The sequence below is a fragment of the Leeia sp. genome (assembly GCF_041909055.1).
Classification (GTDB): domain Bacteria; phylum Pseudomonadota; class Gammaproteobacteria; order Burkholderiales; family Leeiaceae; genus Leeia; species Leeia aquatica.
This window is the reverse complement of record NZ_JAYREC010000003.1, coordinates 73,922-88,520: the sequence shown is the minus strand read 5'-3', so window position 1 is coordinate 88,520 and position 14,599 is coordinate 73,922. Positions and strand designations below refer to the sequence as shown.

The window sequence follows — 14,599 nt, the reverse complement described above, 5'->3', positions numbered from 1 at the left end:
CATGCGGCGGGTATGGGTGACCGGCATGGGCATCGTCTCTTGCCTGGGGAATGATCTGGCGACGGTGACGCGGGCCTTGCAGACCGGCCAAAGTGGTATCCGGCAGGTCCCCGCGTTTGCGGAGGCCCAGTTAAGCAGCCAGGTGGCCGGAGTGCCGGATCTGGGTGGACTGCCCATGATTGACCGCAAGTTACGCCGCTTCATGGGTGATGCCGCCGTGTATGCTTATCATGCCATGCAACAAGCGGTGGATGATGCAGCTTTACCGTCAGCGTTGTTGCACGATAGCCGAACAGCCTTGTTCATTGGCTCAGGCATGTCAGCGCCACAACAGTTTGATGAGGCGCTGGGCACCCTGCGCGGGCGCGGTATCGACAAACTGCGGCCTTATTACATTCCGCAAGTCATGTCGAGTACGGTGGCGGCCAATCTGGCGCAGGCGTTTCAGATCAATGGCCCCAGCTTTGGCATTACCGCGGCATGTGCCACGTCTGCGCACTGTATCGGGACAGCATGGGCGATGATACGCAGCGGTCTGATTGACCGGGCCTGGGTGGGCGGTGCGGAAGAGGTGAGTGCGGTCGCCACGGCTTTGTATGAACCCCTCGGGGCCCTGACCACCCGCTATAACCACACCCCGGCGCAGGCATGTCGCCCCTTTGCGCAGGACCGGGACGGGTTCGCCATTGCAGGCGGTGCAGGTGTCCTGCTGCTGGAGGCGGCCGATTGTGCCCGGCAACGCAAGGCGCGGGTCTATGCTGAGCTGAGCGGCTATGGGGCCAGCAATACTGCATCGGACATGGTTCAGCCTGATAGCGATGGCATTCTTCAGGCCATGCAGCAGGCGCTGGCGCAGGCCGGTGAGCCGGTGGTGGACTACCTGAACCCGCATGCCACCGCCACGGTGCTGGGCGATCGTGCGGAAGTGCAGGCCATTCGCCGCCTGTTTGGCGAGCATATGCCTCTTGTTTCGGCGACCAAGGGCCTGTCTGGCCACTCGATTGGGGCGATCAGTGCACATGAAGCCATTTTTTGCCTGCTGATGATGCAGCATGGCTTTGTGGCGGGCTCAGCCAACCTGGATCAACTTGACCCTGAGTTTGCCGATCTACCGGTCGTTCGCCAGAACACCCCATGTCGGCTGGACACGGTATTGTCCAACAGCATTGGCTTTGGTGGCACCAACGCCAGCCTGCTGTTTCAGCGCACCGACTGAGATCAGGCTTGCCCTTGGGCGGGCTTTCGGGCAGGCTCGGGGTTTGTGTGTGGTAAAGCGTCGCATGAATCGTTCGTCTTTGCGTGCCGATGGCCTGATGTTGCTGGCGGCGGCCATCTGGGGTAGCACCTTTGTTGCCCAGCGTCTGGGCATGGATGTGGTGGGGCCGTTTCTGTACACGGCGTCACGCTTTTTGCTGGGGGCCTTGTTGCTGACGCCGCTGGCACTGCAGCGACGGGCGCATCCGCCTGGGGTGGCAGACTCGTCACGTCGCAGCTTGTGGCTGGCTGGTCTGGTGCTGGGGGCGGTGGTGTCGTTTGCCATCAATTTCCAGCAGGTGGGCCTGCAGTCTACCAGTGTAACCAACGCGGCGTTCATTACTGGCTCTTACGTGGTGCTGGTGCTGCTGATCGGCTGGGTGCTCAAGCATCAGGCTGGTGCCGGGGTTTGGTTGGGCACGGGGCTGACGGTGGTGGGCATGTACTTTCTCAGCGTCACCGACCAGTTGACCCTGTCCTACGGCGATGGCCTGCAGATGGTCAGCGCCGCAGTATGGGCGGTGCATGTGCTGCTGGTGGGCTACTACGCGCGGCGGCATGATGCCCTGCAACTGGCCTGTATCCAGTTCTGGGTCTGCGGGCTGCTCAGCCTGCTGGTTGCGCTGTGGCGTGAGCCCGTCAGCCTGGGGGCGCTGTGGCAGGCCAAGTATGCCATTGCGTATGGTGGGGCCTTGTCGGTGGGCTTGGGCTATACCTTGCAGATGGTGGCTCAGCGTCATGCCATTCCGTCACACGCCGCCATCATTTTCAGCATGGAAGGGGTGTTTGGTGCGCTGGCGGGCTGGTGGGTGCTGGGTGAACGCCTGACCGGGCGCGGCTGGCTGGGCTGCGGGCTGATGCTGGCAGGCATGCTGACTGCACAGTTGTGGCCGCGCAAGGCAGCTGGCCCGGAGGCCGATTTGCCTCGGCACTGAGGGGGCTCAGCGCTCGGGCCACTTCCAGGCGGCGCTGTCGATGTCTTCCTGCAGCAGGGTCTCGCCCAAGCGCTTCTCCAGCATCAGGTGATGGCAGCGGCCTTCGCGTTCCAGTGTGGCGATCAGCCGGGGCGCATGGGAGACCACCAGCAGCTGGCTATACTGGCTGGCGTGGATGATCAGCCGTCCCAGCGCGGGCAGCAGGTCCGGATGCAGGCTGGTTTCCGGTTCGTTGAGTACCAGCAATTCGGGCGGGCGGGGCGTCAGCAGTGCTGCTACCCACAGCAGATAGCGCAGGGTGCCATCGGAAAGCTCCGCGCTGCGTAAGGGGCGCAGCAGCCCATGTTGCTGCATCTGCAGCTCAAAGCGGCCTTGCTGATTGTCGATGTGGATTCGGGCACCGGGGAAAGCATCGCTGATGGCAGCGTGCAGGGCGGCATCATCCCCGATTTCCAGAATGGTCTGCATGGCAGCGGCCAGGTCAGCCCCATCACTGGCCAGTACCGGGGTGCGGGTACCGATCTGCGGCTGTCGGGCGGGGGCTTCGCTGTCGCTGCGGAAGTGATCATAGAAGCGCCAGCCGCGAATTTTCTCGCGTAGAAGCAGCATCTCTGGGGCTTGTCGAGGGTCGGCCAGCTGGGTGAGCATGCTCTCGTATGTGGCCAGCCGCAGTGGACTCACCGACCAGTCCCCCTTGCCCTCACGCAGCTGTACATGCGCACCATGCCGGTCTACCAGCAAGCTGGCCGGACGGTAGACCGGACCATTCCAGATGCACTCGCGTTTGATTTCGGGGTCCAGTTCAAATGGCGAGGGGGGCGCTGATGGATCGGGATCTTTTTGAGGAAATCCCAGATCAATCGTGTAACTGTAATCGTCGCTGGCAAATCCGAGGCACAACCGTACCGGGTCTTTTCGCCGCAAGGGGGTGATTTCCTGTGTCCCCTGCAGCATTTGACGGGAGAATTGTTCGGGTCCGGCCCACAGGGTGGAGCTGAGGCCACCTTCCTGTGCCAGCGAGCTGATGATGCGCCCCTGCGCCACGTCGGCCAGCAGTCGCAGTGCACGGTAGACGCTGGATTTGCCGCTGCCGTTGGCGCCGGTTACCAGCGTGAGGGGCTGCAAGGGCAGGTGCAGCTTGCGCAGCGAGCGGTAATTGGCAATCGCCAGCGTATGCAACATACGTTCAGGGCTCGACTGCTTGTGGGCCGCGCTGTAGCTGCCGCACCTGGCAGGCTGCCGCCTGCAGTTGCGCTTGCAGCACCGCCAGCGCGCGCTCTGGCGCAGCATGCCCGCACATGAACAGGTCTACCGCAGCGTAAGCCAGCTCCGGCCAGCTGTGAATGCTGATGTGCGATTCGCGCAGCAACAGCATGCCGGTGACGCCTTGATTGGGCCCAAAATGGTGAAAGTGGGCATGCACCACATGCGCACCGGCGGCCTCCGCGGCGGCACGCAAAGCGTGCTCAATCTGTGCCGGGCTGGCCAGCCGTGCCGGGTCCGCCTGCGATAGTTCAATCAGCCAGTGCTGCCCTACAGCTACCGTCATTTATGCCCACCGGAGAACCAGCCGCTGCCGCCGCCAGTACTGCGCGCGCTGCTCCAGCCGCGTGCGCTCTGGCCAGTACTGCTGTGGTTATAGCTGGTGACGACGAGGACGATGATCACTGCATAAATGATATAGAGGCCCCGAAGCATCAGTCGTCATCCTCATCGGCACTGTCGGATTTGGGCGAGGTCAGCCAGATCGGGAGCCAGATCAGCACCAGCCCCACCAGCACGGCCACGCCGGCAGACGACAGTGTGGAGTCGCCGTCGTCATCGTACTCCAGCCAGCCAGAGGACAGGTTCAGCACCAGCAACAGTATGGACATGCCAATCGCCAGCCAGATGAAGGTCTTGCGGGCTGAGGTCGTGTCCGGGTCGCTGGCCGTGGCGGCAGCGACTTCCTTGCCGAACCAGCCGGATACCACGCTGGATGGCACCGTTTTGGCAGCGCTCCAGGTCAGCTCATGTGCGGTGTATTCCGCATACAGGCGGTCCGGAGGCATGCCGGTTTTGCCATCCAGGCGATAGCTGGCGATGCGGGTCTGGTCGCCCACCTGTACTTGCCAGTTGAAGGCGCCGGCTGCATAGCAGACCTCTGCGCCATATTGATACTCACTGGTATACAAATTGTCGCCATGGCGGACACCGCCCCGATTGACCTGACGAGGCCACCGGTTGAGCACTTCAATCCACTCCCAGCGCTCATCACTCTCACTCAGCCAGCAGAAGCCGCGCAAGGGGTTGAACAGCAGGTACTCCCACCACAGGCTGTACGCATCGCTGTCCAGCTCCCGGCATTGCTGCAGGCCAATCACCGTCCACGACTGCTGGTTGATGGTGGCTTGGTCGCCCAGAGACAGGGAGCCATGCTGCGCCTCATGCTGCTGGTGCTGCTGCACCAGTTGCAGCGCGCCACCCTCCTGCACGCTCTGGCTGTGGCAGGCCGGGCAGATCAATTGGGTAGCCAAACCAGCGGGCAGGGTAATGCCACTGCCGCAACCGGGGCAACTCAGGGTACTGAGCTCTCCGCGTACTGCTCCGGCTTGTTGCTGTATCTGCTCCTCTGTACGCAGGTTCTGGCATTGCAGCTCCTCCAGCCGGACGGCATCACCCAGATAGCCGATCAGCTGGCCTTCGGAATAATCCAGGGTCAGGAAACGGCTGTCGCAGCGGAAATCGGCAACGATGGCCTCCCAGCCTGCGCCCACGGTAAACGGCAGCTCGCCTTGTCCGGCGACGCACTGCGCGCGGCGCACGTCGGCCGCGCTATAGCGCTTGTTGTCGAGGATGAAGTCGCTGCCTGGCTGCAGGCTGTCAAAAGAGGGTGCATTGGGAACGTCGGGCAGCGGGCGGGTCAGCACATACTGGCCGTTGGCGTCGGATAGCCAGCCGGTGCTGCCGTCGTCAAACCACAGATACCACTCGTTCCATACCCCGCGTTCGTACTGCAGCTGGATGCGGCCGATCAGGCTGAAGTCCAGACCCAGATAGCGGCCACTGCTATGAATCTGCAGCGGGGAGAAATCTTCCAGCACCGCAGATTGCTTGCCCAGGTTGCGCACACTGTCCGCATCCCGGGCTACGGTGCTCTGGCAGTACTCGCAGATGGCCAGTACGGAGGTGGCCGAGCGAAAGCTCAGCTCGGCACCGCAACCGGGGCAGGCTGCCTTGAACATGGGCTTAGCCGATCAGCTGCTTGAGGATTTCCGCTTTGGCGCTGTCGTAATCCGCGGCGGAGATCAGGCCTTTGTCCAGCAGGCCCTTCAGCTTTTCCAGCCGGGCTTCCGGCGAAGTGGGGTCGGCGGCAGCGGCTGCAGGCGCTGCGACGGGTGCCGTTGCGGCAGCTGCCGTTGCGGCAGCCATATTGCTGGCGGTGCTATTTGCCATCATCTGCCCGAACTGCAGGCCCGCCGCGAGGCTGGCACCAATGCCGGCAATGCCACCTTCGTTCTGCGCCGCCAGCGGGATGGCCTGGGCGGTCTGGTACTGGGCGTAGGTACCCATATTGCCGATCATGCCCATCGAAATCCGGGTGTCGATGGCCTTTTGCAGCTCTTCCGGCAGCGAAATGTTCTCCACCACAAAGGCGTCCAGCGCAATGCCATAGTTGGCAAACGGTTCCACCAGGTGCTGCTTGACGGCGTCGCCCATCAGCAGCTGGTTGCCTGCCATGTCGAGGAATGGCACGTCGGAGGCGGCCAGCGTGTTGGTGATGGTGGCCAGCACCAGATTGCGCAGCTGCACTTCCAGCTCATCGCGGGTATACACCTCGCGGGTGCCGCTGACAGCGGAGAACAATTTGGCGGCATCGGTCACCGAGTAGCTGTAGCTGCCAAATGCGCGCAGACGCACCATGCCGAAGTCCTTGTCGCGGATGGTGATCGGCTGCGGGGTGCCCCATTTGCGGCCTAGCTGCAGCCGGGTGCTGACAAAGTAGACATCCGACTTGAAGGGGGACTCGAACAGCTTGTCCCAGTTCTGCAGATAGGTCAGCACTGGCAGGGTCTGGGTGGTCAGGGTGTGCATGCCGGGGCCGAACACATCGGCCAGCTTGCCCTCATTGATGAACACGGCCTGCTGGCTTTCCCGCACGGTCAGGCTGGCACCATACTGGATTTCGTTGTCTTCCATCGGGTGCTTCCACACCAGCACGCCGTCGCCATCCTCTGTCCACTGCAGGATGTCTATAAACTGCTTCTTGATAAACGATCCGAGACCCATGGTCGGCGTCCTTTCGAAAAGAATGAGGTTCAGTACAGGCAGGCGGCGTTGAGGATGCCGACCGCCAGTGAGGCCATGCCCAGCAAACCGGCCATACCGGTATTGTTGTCGGCAATGGCGCGCTTGAGATCTGGTACCAGCCGGGTCAGCGCAACATACAGCAGCAGCTGGATCAGCATGGCGATGCCCGCCCACAGCAGAAACAGGGGGTAGCTGTCGTTGTGCATGATGCTGGACGCCAGCGCGAGGGTGACCCCCAGCTCGGCGCCTCCCAGTGACAGCAAAGGCGCAGTTTCACCGGCACGCAGCAGTTTCAGCTCATCGTAGGGGGTGAGCTTGAGGTAGATCAGGGTAAACAGAAACAGCAGGGCCATCGCGGTCAGCAAGTACAACAAATAGGCTTGTAACGGGGGCATGGTCAACTCCTGCGAAACGATCACATGCATTTAGCCAGCATTTTGCGATACCCTCAAGCGTTTGCCGAACGGAATGTGAGTAATGCGTGACCGGATCCTGATTCTGTCCGTGTTTGTGGTGGCCTCCTGCGGACTGGCCTATGAACTGATTGCGGGTGCGCTGGCCAGCTATCTGCTGGGGGACTCCATCCTGCAGTTCTCCAGCATTATTGGCTGCTACCTGTTTGCCATGGGCGTGGGCTCGCATCTGGCGCGCTATGTGCCGGATGAGGACCTGTTGGGGCGCTTTGTCGATATTGAGTTGCTGGTAGGGCTGTTTGGCGGTGTGGCAGCCACCCTGCTTTTTGTGCTGTATGCCTGGGATGCCACCCCGTTTCGCACGGTGCTGTATGTACTGGTCTTCATCATTGGCTGTCTGGTGGGGATGGAGATCCCGCTGGTCATGCGGATCTTCAATCAGCGGAATACCGCTTTCCGGGAGCTGGTCAGCCGGGTGCTGACCTTTGATTACCTGGGGGCACTGGCGGTGTCGCTGGCGTTCCCGCTGGTGCTGGCCCCGCATCTGGGTCTGGGCCGCAGTGGCTTTCTGTTCGGTGTGCTGAATGCCGGGGTGGCATTGTGGACCTTGCAGACCTTTCGCGGTGAGGTGCGCCAGTTGCCCTTGCGCCGCCTGCGCGCAGTGCTGGTACTGGGGCTGCTGCTGGGTGGGTTCTTTCTCTCTGAACGGCTGACCCATTGGGCGGAGCAGAGTCTGTTCGGCGACCCCATCATTCATGCGGAGACTACGCCCTACCAGCGGCTTGTGGTGACCCGCTGGAAGGACGACACCCGGCTGTACCTGAATGGCAATCTGCAATTCTCTTCGCGCGATGAATACCGCTATCACGAGGCTTTGGTGCTGCCGCTGATGGAAAACCTGCCATGGGCGCGACGGGTGCTGGTACTCGGTGGTGGCGATGGCCTGGCGGTGCGCCAGCTGCTGAAATATCCACAGCTGCAGATTACGCTGGTGGATCTGGATGCGGCGATGACCGGCCTGTTCTCCCGTTCACCGGATCTGCTGGCACTCAATCAGCGTGCGCTGCGGCATCCCAAGGTCAAGGTGATCAATGATGATGCCGGACGCTGGCTGGAGCAGAGCAGCGAGGTGTTTGACGCCATCATCGTCGATTTTCCCGACCCCTCCAGCTTCGGGCTGGGCAAGCTGTACTCGGTACCGATGTACCGCTTGATGTCGCATCACCTCTCGGTCAATGGCTTGATGGTGGTGCAATCCACCTCGCCCTATTTCGCGCCACGCTCCTACTGGTGCATTGAGGCCACCTTGCGTGCGGCCGGGCTGCAAACCTGGCCGTATCACGCCTACGTGCCCTCCTTTGGCGAGTGGGGGTTCATCATGGCCGGGCCGATGACTGCCCGCTTTGCGCCTCCCGGGCGCTACCGGGTACCGACCCGCTTCCTCAATGCCGAGTCGACCCGCCTGATGTTCAGCTTCCCGCCGGACATGCCGCGCTGGAAGGTGGAACCCAACCAGCTCAATACCCAGGCGCTGGTGCATTATTTTGAGCAGGACTGGCGGCAGGTGTTGCGCTGATGGACCGCCGCCGGTTTTTGATTGGTCTGTCCAGCCTGGCGCTGGCGGGGTGTGAAGCGGGCAGCTGGCTGGAGGTGCCGACACGGGTCTATCAGCCGGGGATGGCGACGGGGCACGCCTTGCGCGATCTCAAGCAACTGCCGGAGCCGCAAGCCGTCTGGTGTACCGATACGCTGATCCTCGGCAGTGGTGCGGCTGGCCTGAGTGCAGGCTGGCAGCTGCGGCGGCAGGGCTATCGCAACTTTTTGCTGCTGTCGGGGCCAGAATGGTACGGCAATGGGGCATCCGGCCAGATGGGAGAGGTGCCCTACCCGCGAGGCGCACATTACCTGCCGCTCCCCTCGCTGGCGTCCTCCCATGTGCGGGAGATGCTGGCCGAGATGGGGGTGTTGCGCGGTGATCCGCAGGCGTTACGCCCGGAATACGACGAGCAGGTGCTGGTGCAGGCACCAGACGAACGCGTGTTTGCCAATGGGGTATGGCAAGAAGGGCAGCTGCCACAGCGTGGCCGCAGTGCGGACAGCCTGGCACAGCAGCAGCGCTTTCTGGCGCAGGTGGCTCGTCTCAAGCGGCAAGTGGGGCGGGATGGCCGGCCGGTGTTCAGCGTGCCGCTGGCGCTGTCATCGCAAGACCCGCAATGGTTGGCGCTGGATCGACTCAGTTTTGCGGCCTGGCTGGATCAGCAGCAGTTGACCGACCCCGTGTTACGGCGCTGGCTGGATTACAGCTGCCGCGATGACTATGGCGCGCCGTGCGATGAAGTCTCGGCATGGGCCGGACTGCATTACTTTGCCGCGCGCGGTGGGCATGCCGCCAATGGTGAGGATGGCGCAGTGTTGACCTGGCCCGATGGGCTGAATCCCGTGCTGCGCCACTTGCAGCGCGCGCTGGAACAGGATGGGCAGCAGCGGCTGCATCAAGGCACGGCATTGCATATCAGGCTGGAGCAGGGCAAGCCGGTCGTACTGTGCCGGATGGACGCCAAAGTGGTGCGCATCGAGGCGCAACAGCTGATCTGTGCCATGCCCTTGCATGTGCTGCAGCATGTATTGCCCACCTTGCCGGAGTACGGCTATCAACGGCAACAGGCGTTACCGCACGCGGCCTGGCTGGTGTCCAGCTTTGGCTTGAACCGGTTTCCCGAAGAGGCTCGTGGGGTGGAGCTGGCCTGGGACAATATCCTGCACGAAGGGCCGGGCCTGGGCTATGTGGTGGCGACACACCAATGGCTCCGTACCGCCAAGCCACAGCATACTGTGTTTACCGCCTACCAGGCCCTGTCCCGACAGGGGCCGGGTGATGCCCGCCGCTGGTTGCTGCAGGCTAATCGTGAGGTGCTGTACGACATGGCCATGTGTGATCTGCGACAGGTCTACGGCCGCATGGACTGGTGGCGTGCGGCCCGCGAAGTGGAGATCACCGTGCGGGGGCATGGCATGTCCACCCCCCGCCCCGGTTTCCTCACCCACCCCGGCTTGCGGGCGCTGCGTGAACACTCTGGCCCCATCCTGTTTGCCCATTCAGACCTTTCCGGCCTTTCGCTGTTTGAGGAAGCCTCCTGGTGGGGCGTGCAAGCGGCCAACCGGGTACTGGGGAATGCGGCTTAAGGTGTGGCTTGCCGTCCGCTTTGGTTCATTTTAGGTTTTCTCTTCTAGTCTTGCGGTTGTTCAAAGAGGTCAAGTCAAGCGTGGGTACGAGGGTTGGGGCATGGGTGCGCAAAAAGTGGCTATGGGTGGTCGCCATACTGCTGTCGCTGTTGTGCTGGCTGTTGTATCAGCACAGTTACGCCTTTGATGAGCAGCAGCAGGTGGTGCGCTTTGCGGATGGGCGCACGCTGGACATCACGGTCACCCTGCCGCAGGGTAGTGCGCGTAAGCTTGGAGTGGTGCTGTTCATTCATGGTGATGGCCCGGCCAACGCCAGCTATGACGACTACTATCAGCCGCTGTGGGAAGCGCTGGCTCAGGCAGGCTATGCCTCGGTGTCATGGAGCAAGCCAGGTATCGGCGGGTCCAGCGGTAACTGGCTGCAGCAAAGCATGGAAGATCGTGCCAAAGAGGCACAGTTGGTGCTGGACTGGGTGCGAAAGCAACCGCAGTTTGATACTCGACGTATCGGCCTGTGGGGGAGTAGTCAGGCGGGCTGGGTGTTGCCCAAGGTGGCCGCACGCGACTGCTGTATCCGCTTTGTGATTGCGGTCAGCCCGGCCATCAACTGGCTACAGCAAGGGCGCTATCACAGCGAGGCCACCTTGCAGCATCAGCACGCGGATGCCGCCACCCGCCAGCAAAGCCTGCAGCGCCGCCAACAGGTACTGGCCCTGCTGCAGCAGGGCGGCAGTTATGGCCAATATCTGCAAGTTGCTGGCAGCGAGCCGATGAGTGCAGACCGCTGGCAGTTTGTGCAACGCAACTGGCAAGCCGATGCCACCCTGGACCTGCAAGCGCTGGCAAAGCGCCCGGTCCCGGTATTGCTGCTGCTGGGGGCGCTGGATCGCAACGTGGATATCCTCAATACCGAGCAAGGTTATCGTCAGTGGCTCCCGGCCAGCCGACTGACCGTGATTCGCTACCCGGATACCTACCACGCCATGACACGGCGGCAAGTGGAAGACAGCGCCACGGTGGGTTGGCTCACCAGCCTGTTCCGGCCACGGGCTGTCTATAACCCGGACTACCTGCAGGATTTGCAACGGTATGCCGGGCAATTTTGATTCAGTCGGTTACGCGTTGAGGCCTATCTGATCCACTGGCAGAATCCTGGGCCGCATTGTTGACGGCTTGGCGTGGGGTAGACCGTAAGCGCACTAGACCAGGACCTTACCCGGATTCATCAGGCCTTTGGGGTCGAGGCTGGCTTTGAGCTGGAGCATCAGTTGCAGTTCCAGGGCGGACTTGTAGTGGGGCAGGGTGTCGCGCTTCAGCTGACCGATGCCATGTTCGGCGCTGATGCTGCCACGGTAGTGCGCGACCTGGTCGTAAACAATGCGGTTGGCTTGGGCTTCGTCGTCGAACAGATCGACATTACCGGGGCGGGTGTGGCTGAGGTTGTAGTGCAGATTGCCATCGCCAAGGTGGCCGAAGACCTGCAAGCGTACACCGGGGAAGGCGTGCTGCAGCAGGGCGGCGGTATCTTGCAGGAAGGCCGGGATGGCGCTCACAGGCAGCGCGATGTCGTGCTTGATTGACGGTCCGTCCAGCCGCTGGGCTTCCGAAATGCTTTCCCGCAATAGCCATAGCGCGCGTGCCTGCTGCTCGCTCTGGGCGATGGCGGCATCCTGCACCGGGGATTCCGCGAGGGTGGCGAGCAGGTCGCCTGCCAGACGGTCATCCGGCGCGCCGTCCGAGAGCTCCAGCAGGGCATACCAAGGGCTGGGGGCTTCCAGCGGTGAGCGGCTACCGGGGATGTGTTGTGTGACCAGCTGTAGGCACACGTCCGACACCAGCTCAAAGGCGGTCAGGCGGTCGCTGAAACGCTGTTGCAGCTGTCCCAGCAGTTGCAGTGCATCCTCCGGCCCGTTGAGTGCCACCCAGGCGGTGCACTGCTGCTGTGGGCGCGGGAACAGCTTGAGGGTGGCTGCTGTAATGATGCCGAGCGTGCCTTCCGCGCCGATAAAGCAGTGCTTGAGGTCGTAGCCGGTATTGTCCTTGCGCAGGCCACGCAGGCCATCCCAGATTTGCCCGTCCGGCAGTACCACTTCCAGCCCGAGGGTAAGTTCGCGCATATTGCCGTAGCGCAATACCTGGACGCCACCGGCATTGGTAGAGAGGTTGCCGCCAATCTGGCAGCTGCCCTCAGACGCTAGCGAGAGCGGAAACAGGCGCTGCTGTTGCGCCGCTGCAACTTGCACCTCGACCAAAGTACAGCCTGCCTCGGCAGTGAGCGTTTGGTTGACCGGATCGACTTGTCGAATCTGCCGCAGACGGGATAGCGAAATCACCACCGCATCGCCACGGGTATCCGGCACGCTGGCCCCGCACAGGCTGGTATTGCCACCCTGTGGCACCATCGACACACCGGCGTCATGACACAGGCGGACAATGGCGGCCACCTCGGCGGTGCTGGCCGGGCGCAACACTGCCAGCGCCTTGCCACGATAGCGTTTGCGCCAGTCGGTCAGATAGGGCTGTATGGTTTGAGGGGCGGTCAAGACATGGGCGTCACCAATCCGGTGAGCCAGTTGCGCAAGCAAATCAGACATAGTGATGGCCAAACAGGGTACGCATGCAGTCTAATCGCTGCGGGGCTTGGCGAACAGGGGCGACTGTGGTTTGATCATCCATTGCACGGAAGATGAGAACCATTCCGTGAGCGTTGATTCAACTCAAAGCCAGCCAAGCCGATTGCTGGCAAGCTTGGGCATCCCGTTGTTGCCCGGAAAGGGTGTCATGTCTTCGCATCAATCGCCGTTCCCCATGCTGGAACTGGCAGGCAAGTCCGTATTACCAATCGTGCAGGGCGGGATGGGGGTCGGGGTGTCTGCACACCGTCTGGCCGGTAGCGTGGCGCGTGAAGGGGCCATGGGCACCATTGCCAGTGTGGACCTCAAGCATCATCACCCGGACCTGCTGGCCCGCTGCCACAAGGTGCGCGATCAGGACGTGCTGGACCAGACCAATCTGGAGGCCCTCGACCGAGAGATTCGCATGGCCCGCGAGATTGCCGGGGGCAAAGGCATGATTGCGGTCAACGTGATGAAGGCGGTGCTGGATAATGCCGACTATGTGCGGCAAGCCTGCGAAAGCGGGGCGGATGCCGTGGTGATGGGGGCGGGCCTGCCGTTTGATTTGCCTGAGATTACCGCCGAGCACCCCAAGGTGGCCTTGATCCCGATTTTGTCGGAAGTGCGCGGTATCGCACTGGTGCTGAAAAAGTGGCTGAAAAAAGGCCGCAAGCCGGATGCCATCGTGATTGAGCATCCGCGTTATGCCGGAGGGCACCTGGGCGCGGCCCGGATCGAAGACCTCAAGGATGGGCGGTTTGACTTCCGGCTGGTGGTGGAAGGCGCACGGGAATTGTTCCGCGAGCTGGGACTGGAACGGGAGCCGATTCCGCTGATTCTGGCTGGAGGTATCAACAGCCACCAGAAGGTGAAGGAAGCCTTCGAGATGGGGGCGTCTGGCGTGCAGCTGGGTACAGCGTTTGCCGTGAGTCAGGAAGGGGATGCCCATCCTAATTTCAAAGCGGTGCTGGCTGGAGCGGGCCCGGAAGATATCGTCGAGTTCATGAGCGTGGCGGGCCTGCCTGCTCGCGGGGTGCTGACGCCGTGGCTGAAAACCTATCTGCGCCGCGAGTCTTTGCTGCAGAGCAAGGCCAAGTGTGATTCGGCACGTTGTACCACGGGGCTGAATTGCCTGTCCGTGTGCGGCCTGCGCGATGGTCTGGCCAAGATTGGTCAATTCTGCATTGATACCCAGCTGGCAGCGGCGCTGCGTGGCGAGGTCAGCAAGGGTTTGTTCTTCCGGGGCTCGGAGCCGCTGCCATTTGGTTCGGCCATCCGGCCGGTGCGTGAGTTGATTGACTACCTGCTCACTGGCATCAAGCCCGTCTTCACCCAACAGGAACACGATGAGCCTGCGCTTGCCGGGGCATGAAGAGCTCCCTTCACTGGAAACCCCGCTGGAGATGCTGCTGGCGTGTCACGGGCGGGTGCGCAAGTTCTGCCATGTGATCCAGCAGCTGGTGACGCATTTGCCGCAGCATGGCCTGACGGCCGATGCCCGCCAGGCGGCAGGCAATGTGATCCGCTACTTTGACCTGGCCGCACCACGCCACCATGCAGACGAAGAAGATGACCTGTTCCCGGCTTTGTTGCTGGCGGCGGGCGAACAGGTGGAGTTTGCGGGCATGCGGGCGGCCCTGCTGGCCTTGCAGCATGAGCATGAGCCGTTGGGCCTGCTGTGGCAGCAACTGCGCCCGCGCCTGCAGGCCATCCATGATGGTCACTGGCTGGAGCTGAACGAGGGGGAGCTGGCCAGCCGTTTTGTGGCGGACTATATCGCTCACGCGGCACGGGAAGAGGCTGAGGTCTACCCAGCCGCCACACAACTGTTGAGCACCGAGGCGCTGGCCCGGATTGCCGAGCAGATGGTGGCGCGTCGTCGTCACTAAGTGTGACAGCCTGAGGGCTT

General features: G+C 62.3%; 13 protein-coding genes. 7 read left to right on the top strand and 6 right to left on the bottom strand.

What is annotated here, in order from left to right; genetic code table 11:
- The first annotated feature begins 1 nt into the window (after position 1).
- Both ACE3O2_RS09245 and ACE3O2_RS09240 read left to right on the top strand, forming a co-directional pair.
- Positions 2-1,216: a beta-ketoacyl synthase N-terminal-like domain-containing protein gene (locus ACE3O2_RS09245; protein ID WP_374336845.1), complete on the top strand. Its 1,215-nt coding sequence runs from the start codon at positions 2-4 to the stop codon at positions 1,214-1,216.
- 64 nt (positions 1,217-1,280) lie between these two features.
- Positions 1,281-2,189: a DMT family transporter gene (locus tag ACE3O2_RS09240; protein ID WP_374336843.1), complete on the top strand. Its 909-nt coding sequence runs from the start codon at positions 1,281-1,283 to the stop codon at positions 2,187-2,189.
- A 6-nt stretch (positions 2,190-2,195) separates the two neighbouring features.
- On the opposite strand, the gene ACE3O2_RS09235 is transcribed toward ACE3O2_RS09240, so the two are convergent.
- The 5 genes from ACE3O2_RS09235 to ACE3O2_RS09215 all read right to left on the bottom strand — a co-directional run bounded on the left by ACE3O2_RS09235 (position 2,196) and on the right by ACE3O2_RS09215 (position 6,874).
- Positions 2,196-3,371 (bottom strand): AAA family ATPase, encoded by a 1,176-nt coding sequence (locus ACE3O2_RS09235; RefSeq protein WP_374336841.1) that lies wholly within the window; start codon positions 3,369-3,371, stop codon positions 2,196-2,198.
- Positions 3,372-3,375: 4 nt separating this feature from the next.
- Positions 3,376-3,738, bottom strand: coding sequence for an adenosylmethionine decarboxylase (gene speD / locus ACE3O2_RS09230; protein WP_374336839.1), 363 nt, complete (start codon positions 3,736-3,738; stop codon positions 3,376-3,378).
- Positions 3,739-3,886: 148 nt separating this feature from the next.
- Positions 3,887-5,413: a DUF4178 domain-containing protein gene (locus ACE3O2_RS09225; protein ID WP_374336837.1), complete on the bottom strand. Its 1,527-nt coding sequence runs from the start codon at positions 5,411-5,413 to the stop codon at positions 3,887-3,889.
- Positions 5,414-5,417: 4 nt separating this feature from the next.
- Positions 5,418-6,458: an SPFH domain-containing protein gene (locus ACE3O2_RS09220; RefSeq protein ID WP_374336835.1), complete on the bottom strand. Its 1,041-nt coding sequence runs from the start codon at positions 6,456-6,458 to the stop codon at positions 5,418-5,420.
- 29 nt (positions 6,459-6,487) lie between these two features.
- A complete protein-coding gene (locus ACE3O2_RS09215; RefSeq protein WP_374336832.1) occupies positions 6,488-6,874 on the bottom strand; it encodes a DUF350 domain-containing protein in 387 nt (128 codons plus the stop codon).
- 82 nt (positions 6,875-6,956) lie between these two features.
- Here ACE3O2_RS09215 and ACE3O2_RS09210 point away from each other — a divergent pair, with 82 nt between their 5' ends.
- The 3 genes from ACE3O2_RS09210 (at position 6,957) to ACE3O2_RS09200 (ending at position 11,181) form a co-directional block, all read left to right on the top strand.
- Entirely contained in the window at positions 6,957-8,468 is a 1,512-nt protein-coding gene (locus tag ACE3O2_RS09210; RefSeq protein WP_374336830.1) for a polyamine aminopropyltransferase, read from the top strand.
- Positions 8,468-10,075, top strand: a complete 1,608-nt coding sequence (locus ACE3O2_RS09205) for an NAD(P)-binding protein (protein ID WP_374336828.1) — start codon at positions 8,468-8,470, stop codon at positions 10,073-10,075. Before ACE3O2_RS09210 ends, ACE3O2_RS09205 begins: the two co-directional genes overlap by 1 nt.
- Positions 10,076-10,179: 104 nt before the next feature.
- Positions 10,180-11,181, top strand: coding sequence for an alpha/beta hydrolase family protein (locus tag ACE3O2_RS09200; RefSeq protein WP_374336826.1), 1,002 nt, complete (start codon positions 10,180-10,182; stop codon positions 11,179-11,181).
- Between the two features lie 93 nt (positions 11,182-11,274).
- Here ACE3O2_RS09200 and ACE3O2_RS09195 read toward each other — a convergent pair whose 3' ends face one another.
- Positions 11,275-12,669 carry an FAD-binding oxidoreductase gene (locus ACE3O2_RS09195; RefSeq protein WP_374336824.1) on the bottom strand — a complete coding sequence of 465 codons (1,395 nt, stop codon included), beginning with the start codon at positions 12,667-12,669 and terminating at the stop codon, positions 11,275-11,277.
- A gap of 187 nt (positions 12,670-12,856) precedes the next feature.
- On the opposite strand from ACE3O2_RS09195, the gene ACE3O2_RS09190 reads away from it, so the two are divergent.
- Positions 12,857-14,062: an NAD(P)H-dependent flavin oxidoreductase gene (locus ACE3O2_RS09190; protein WP_374336822.1), complete on the top strand. Its 1,206-nt coding sequence runs from the start codon at positions 12,857-12,859 to the stop codon at positions 14,060-14,062.
- The gene (locus ACE3O2_RS09185; protein WP_374336820.1) at positions 14,037-14,579 is read left to right on the top strand and encodes a hemerythrin domain-containing protein; all 543 of its coding nucleotides are present in this window, start codon (positions 14,037-14,039) and stop codon (positions 14,577-14,579) included. The genes ACE3O2_RS09190 and ACE3O2_RS09185 overlap by 26 nt, the downstream gene beginning before the upstream one ends.
- Positions 14,580-14,599: the final 20 nt, after the last annotated feature.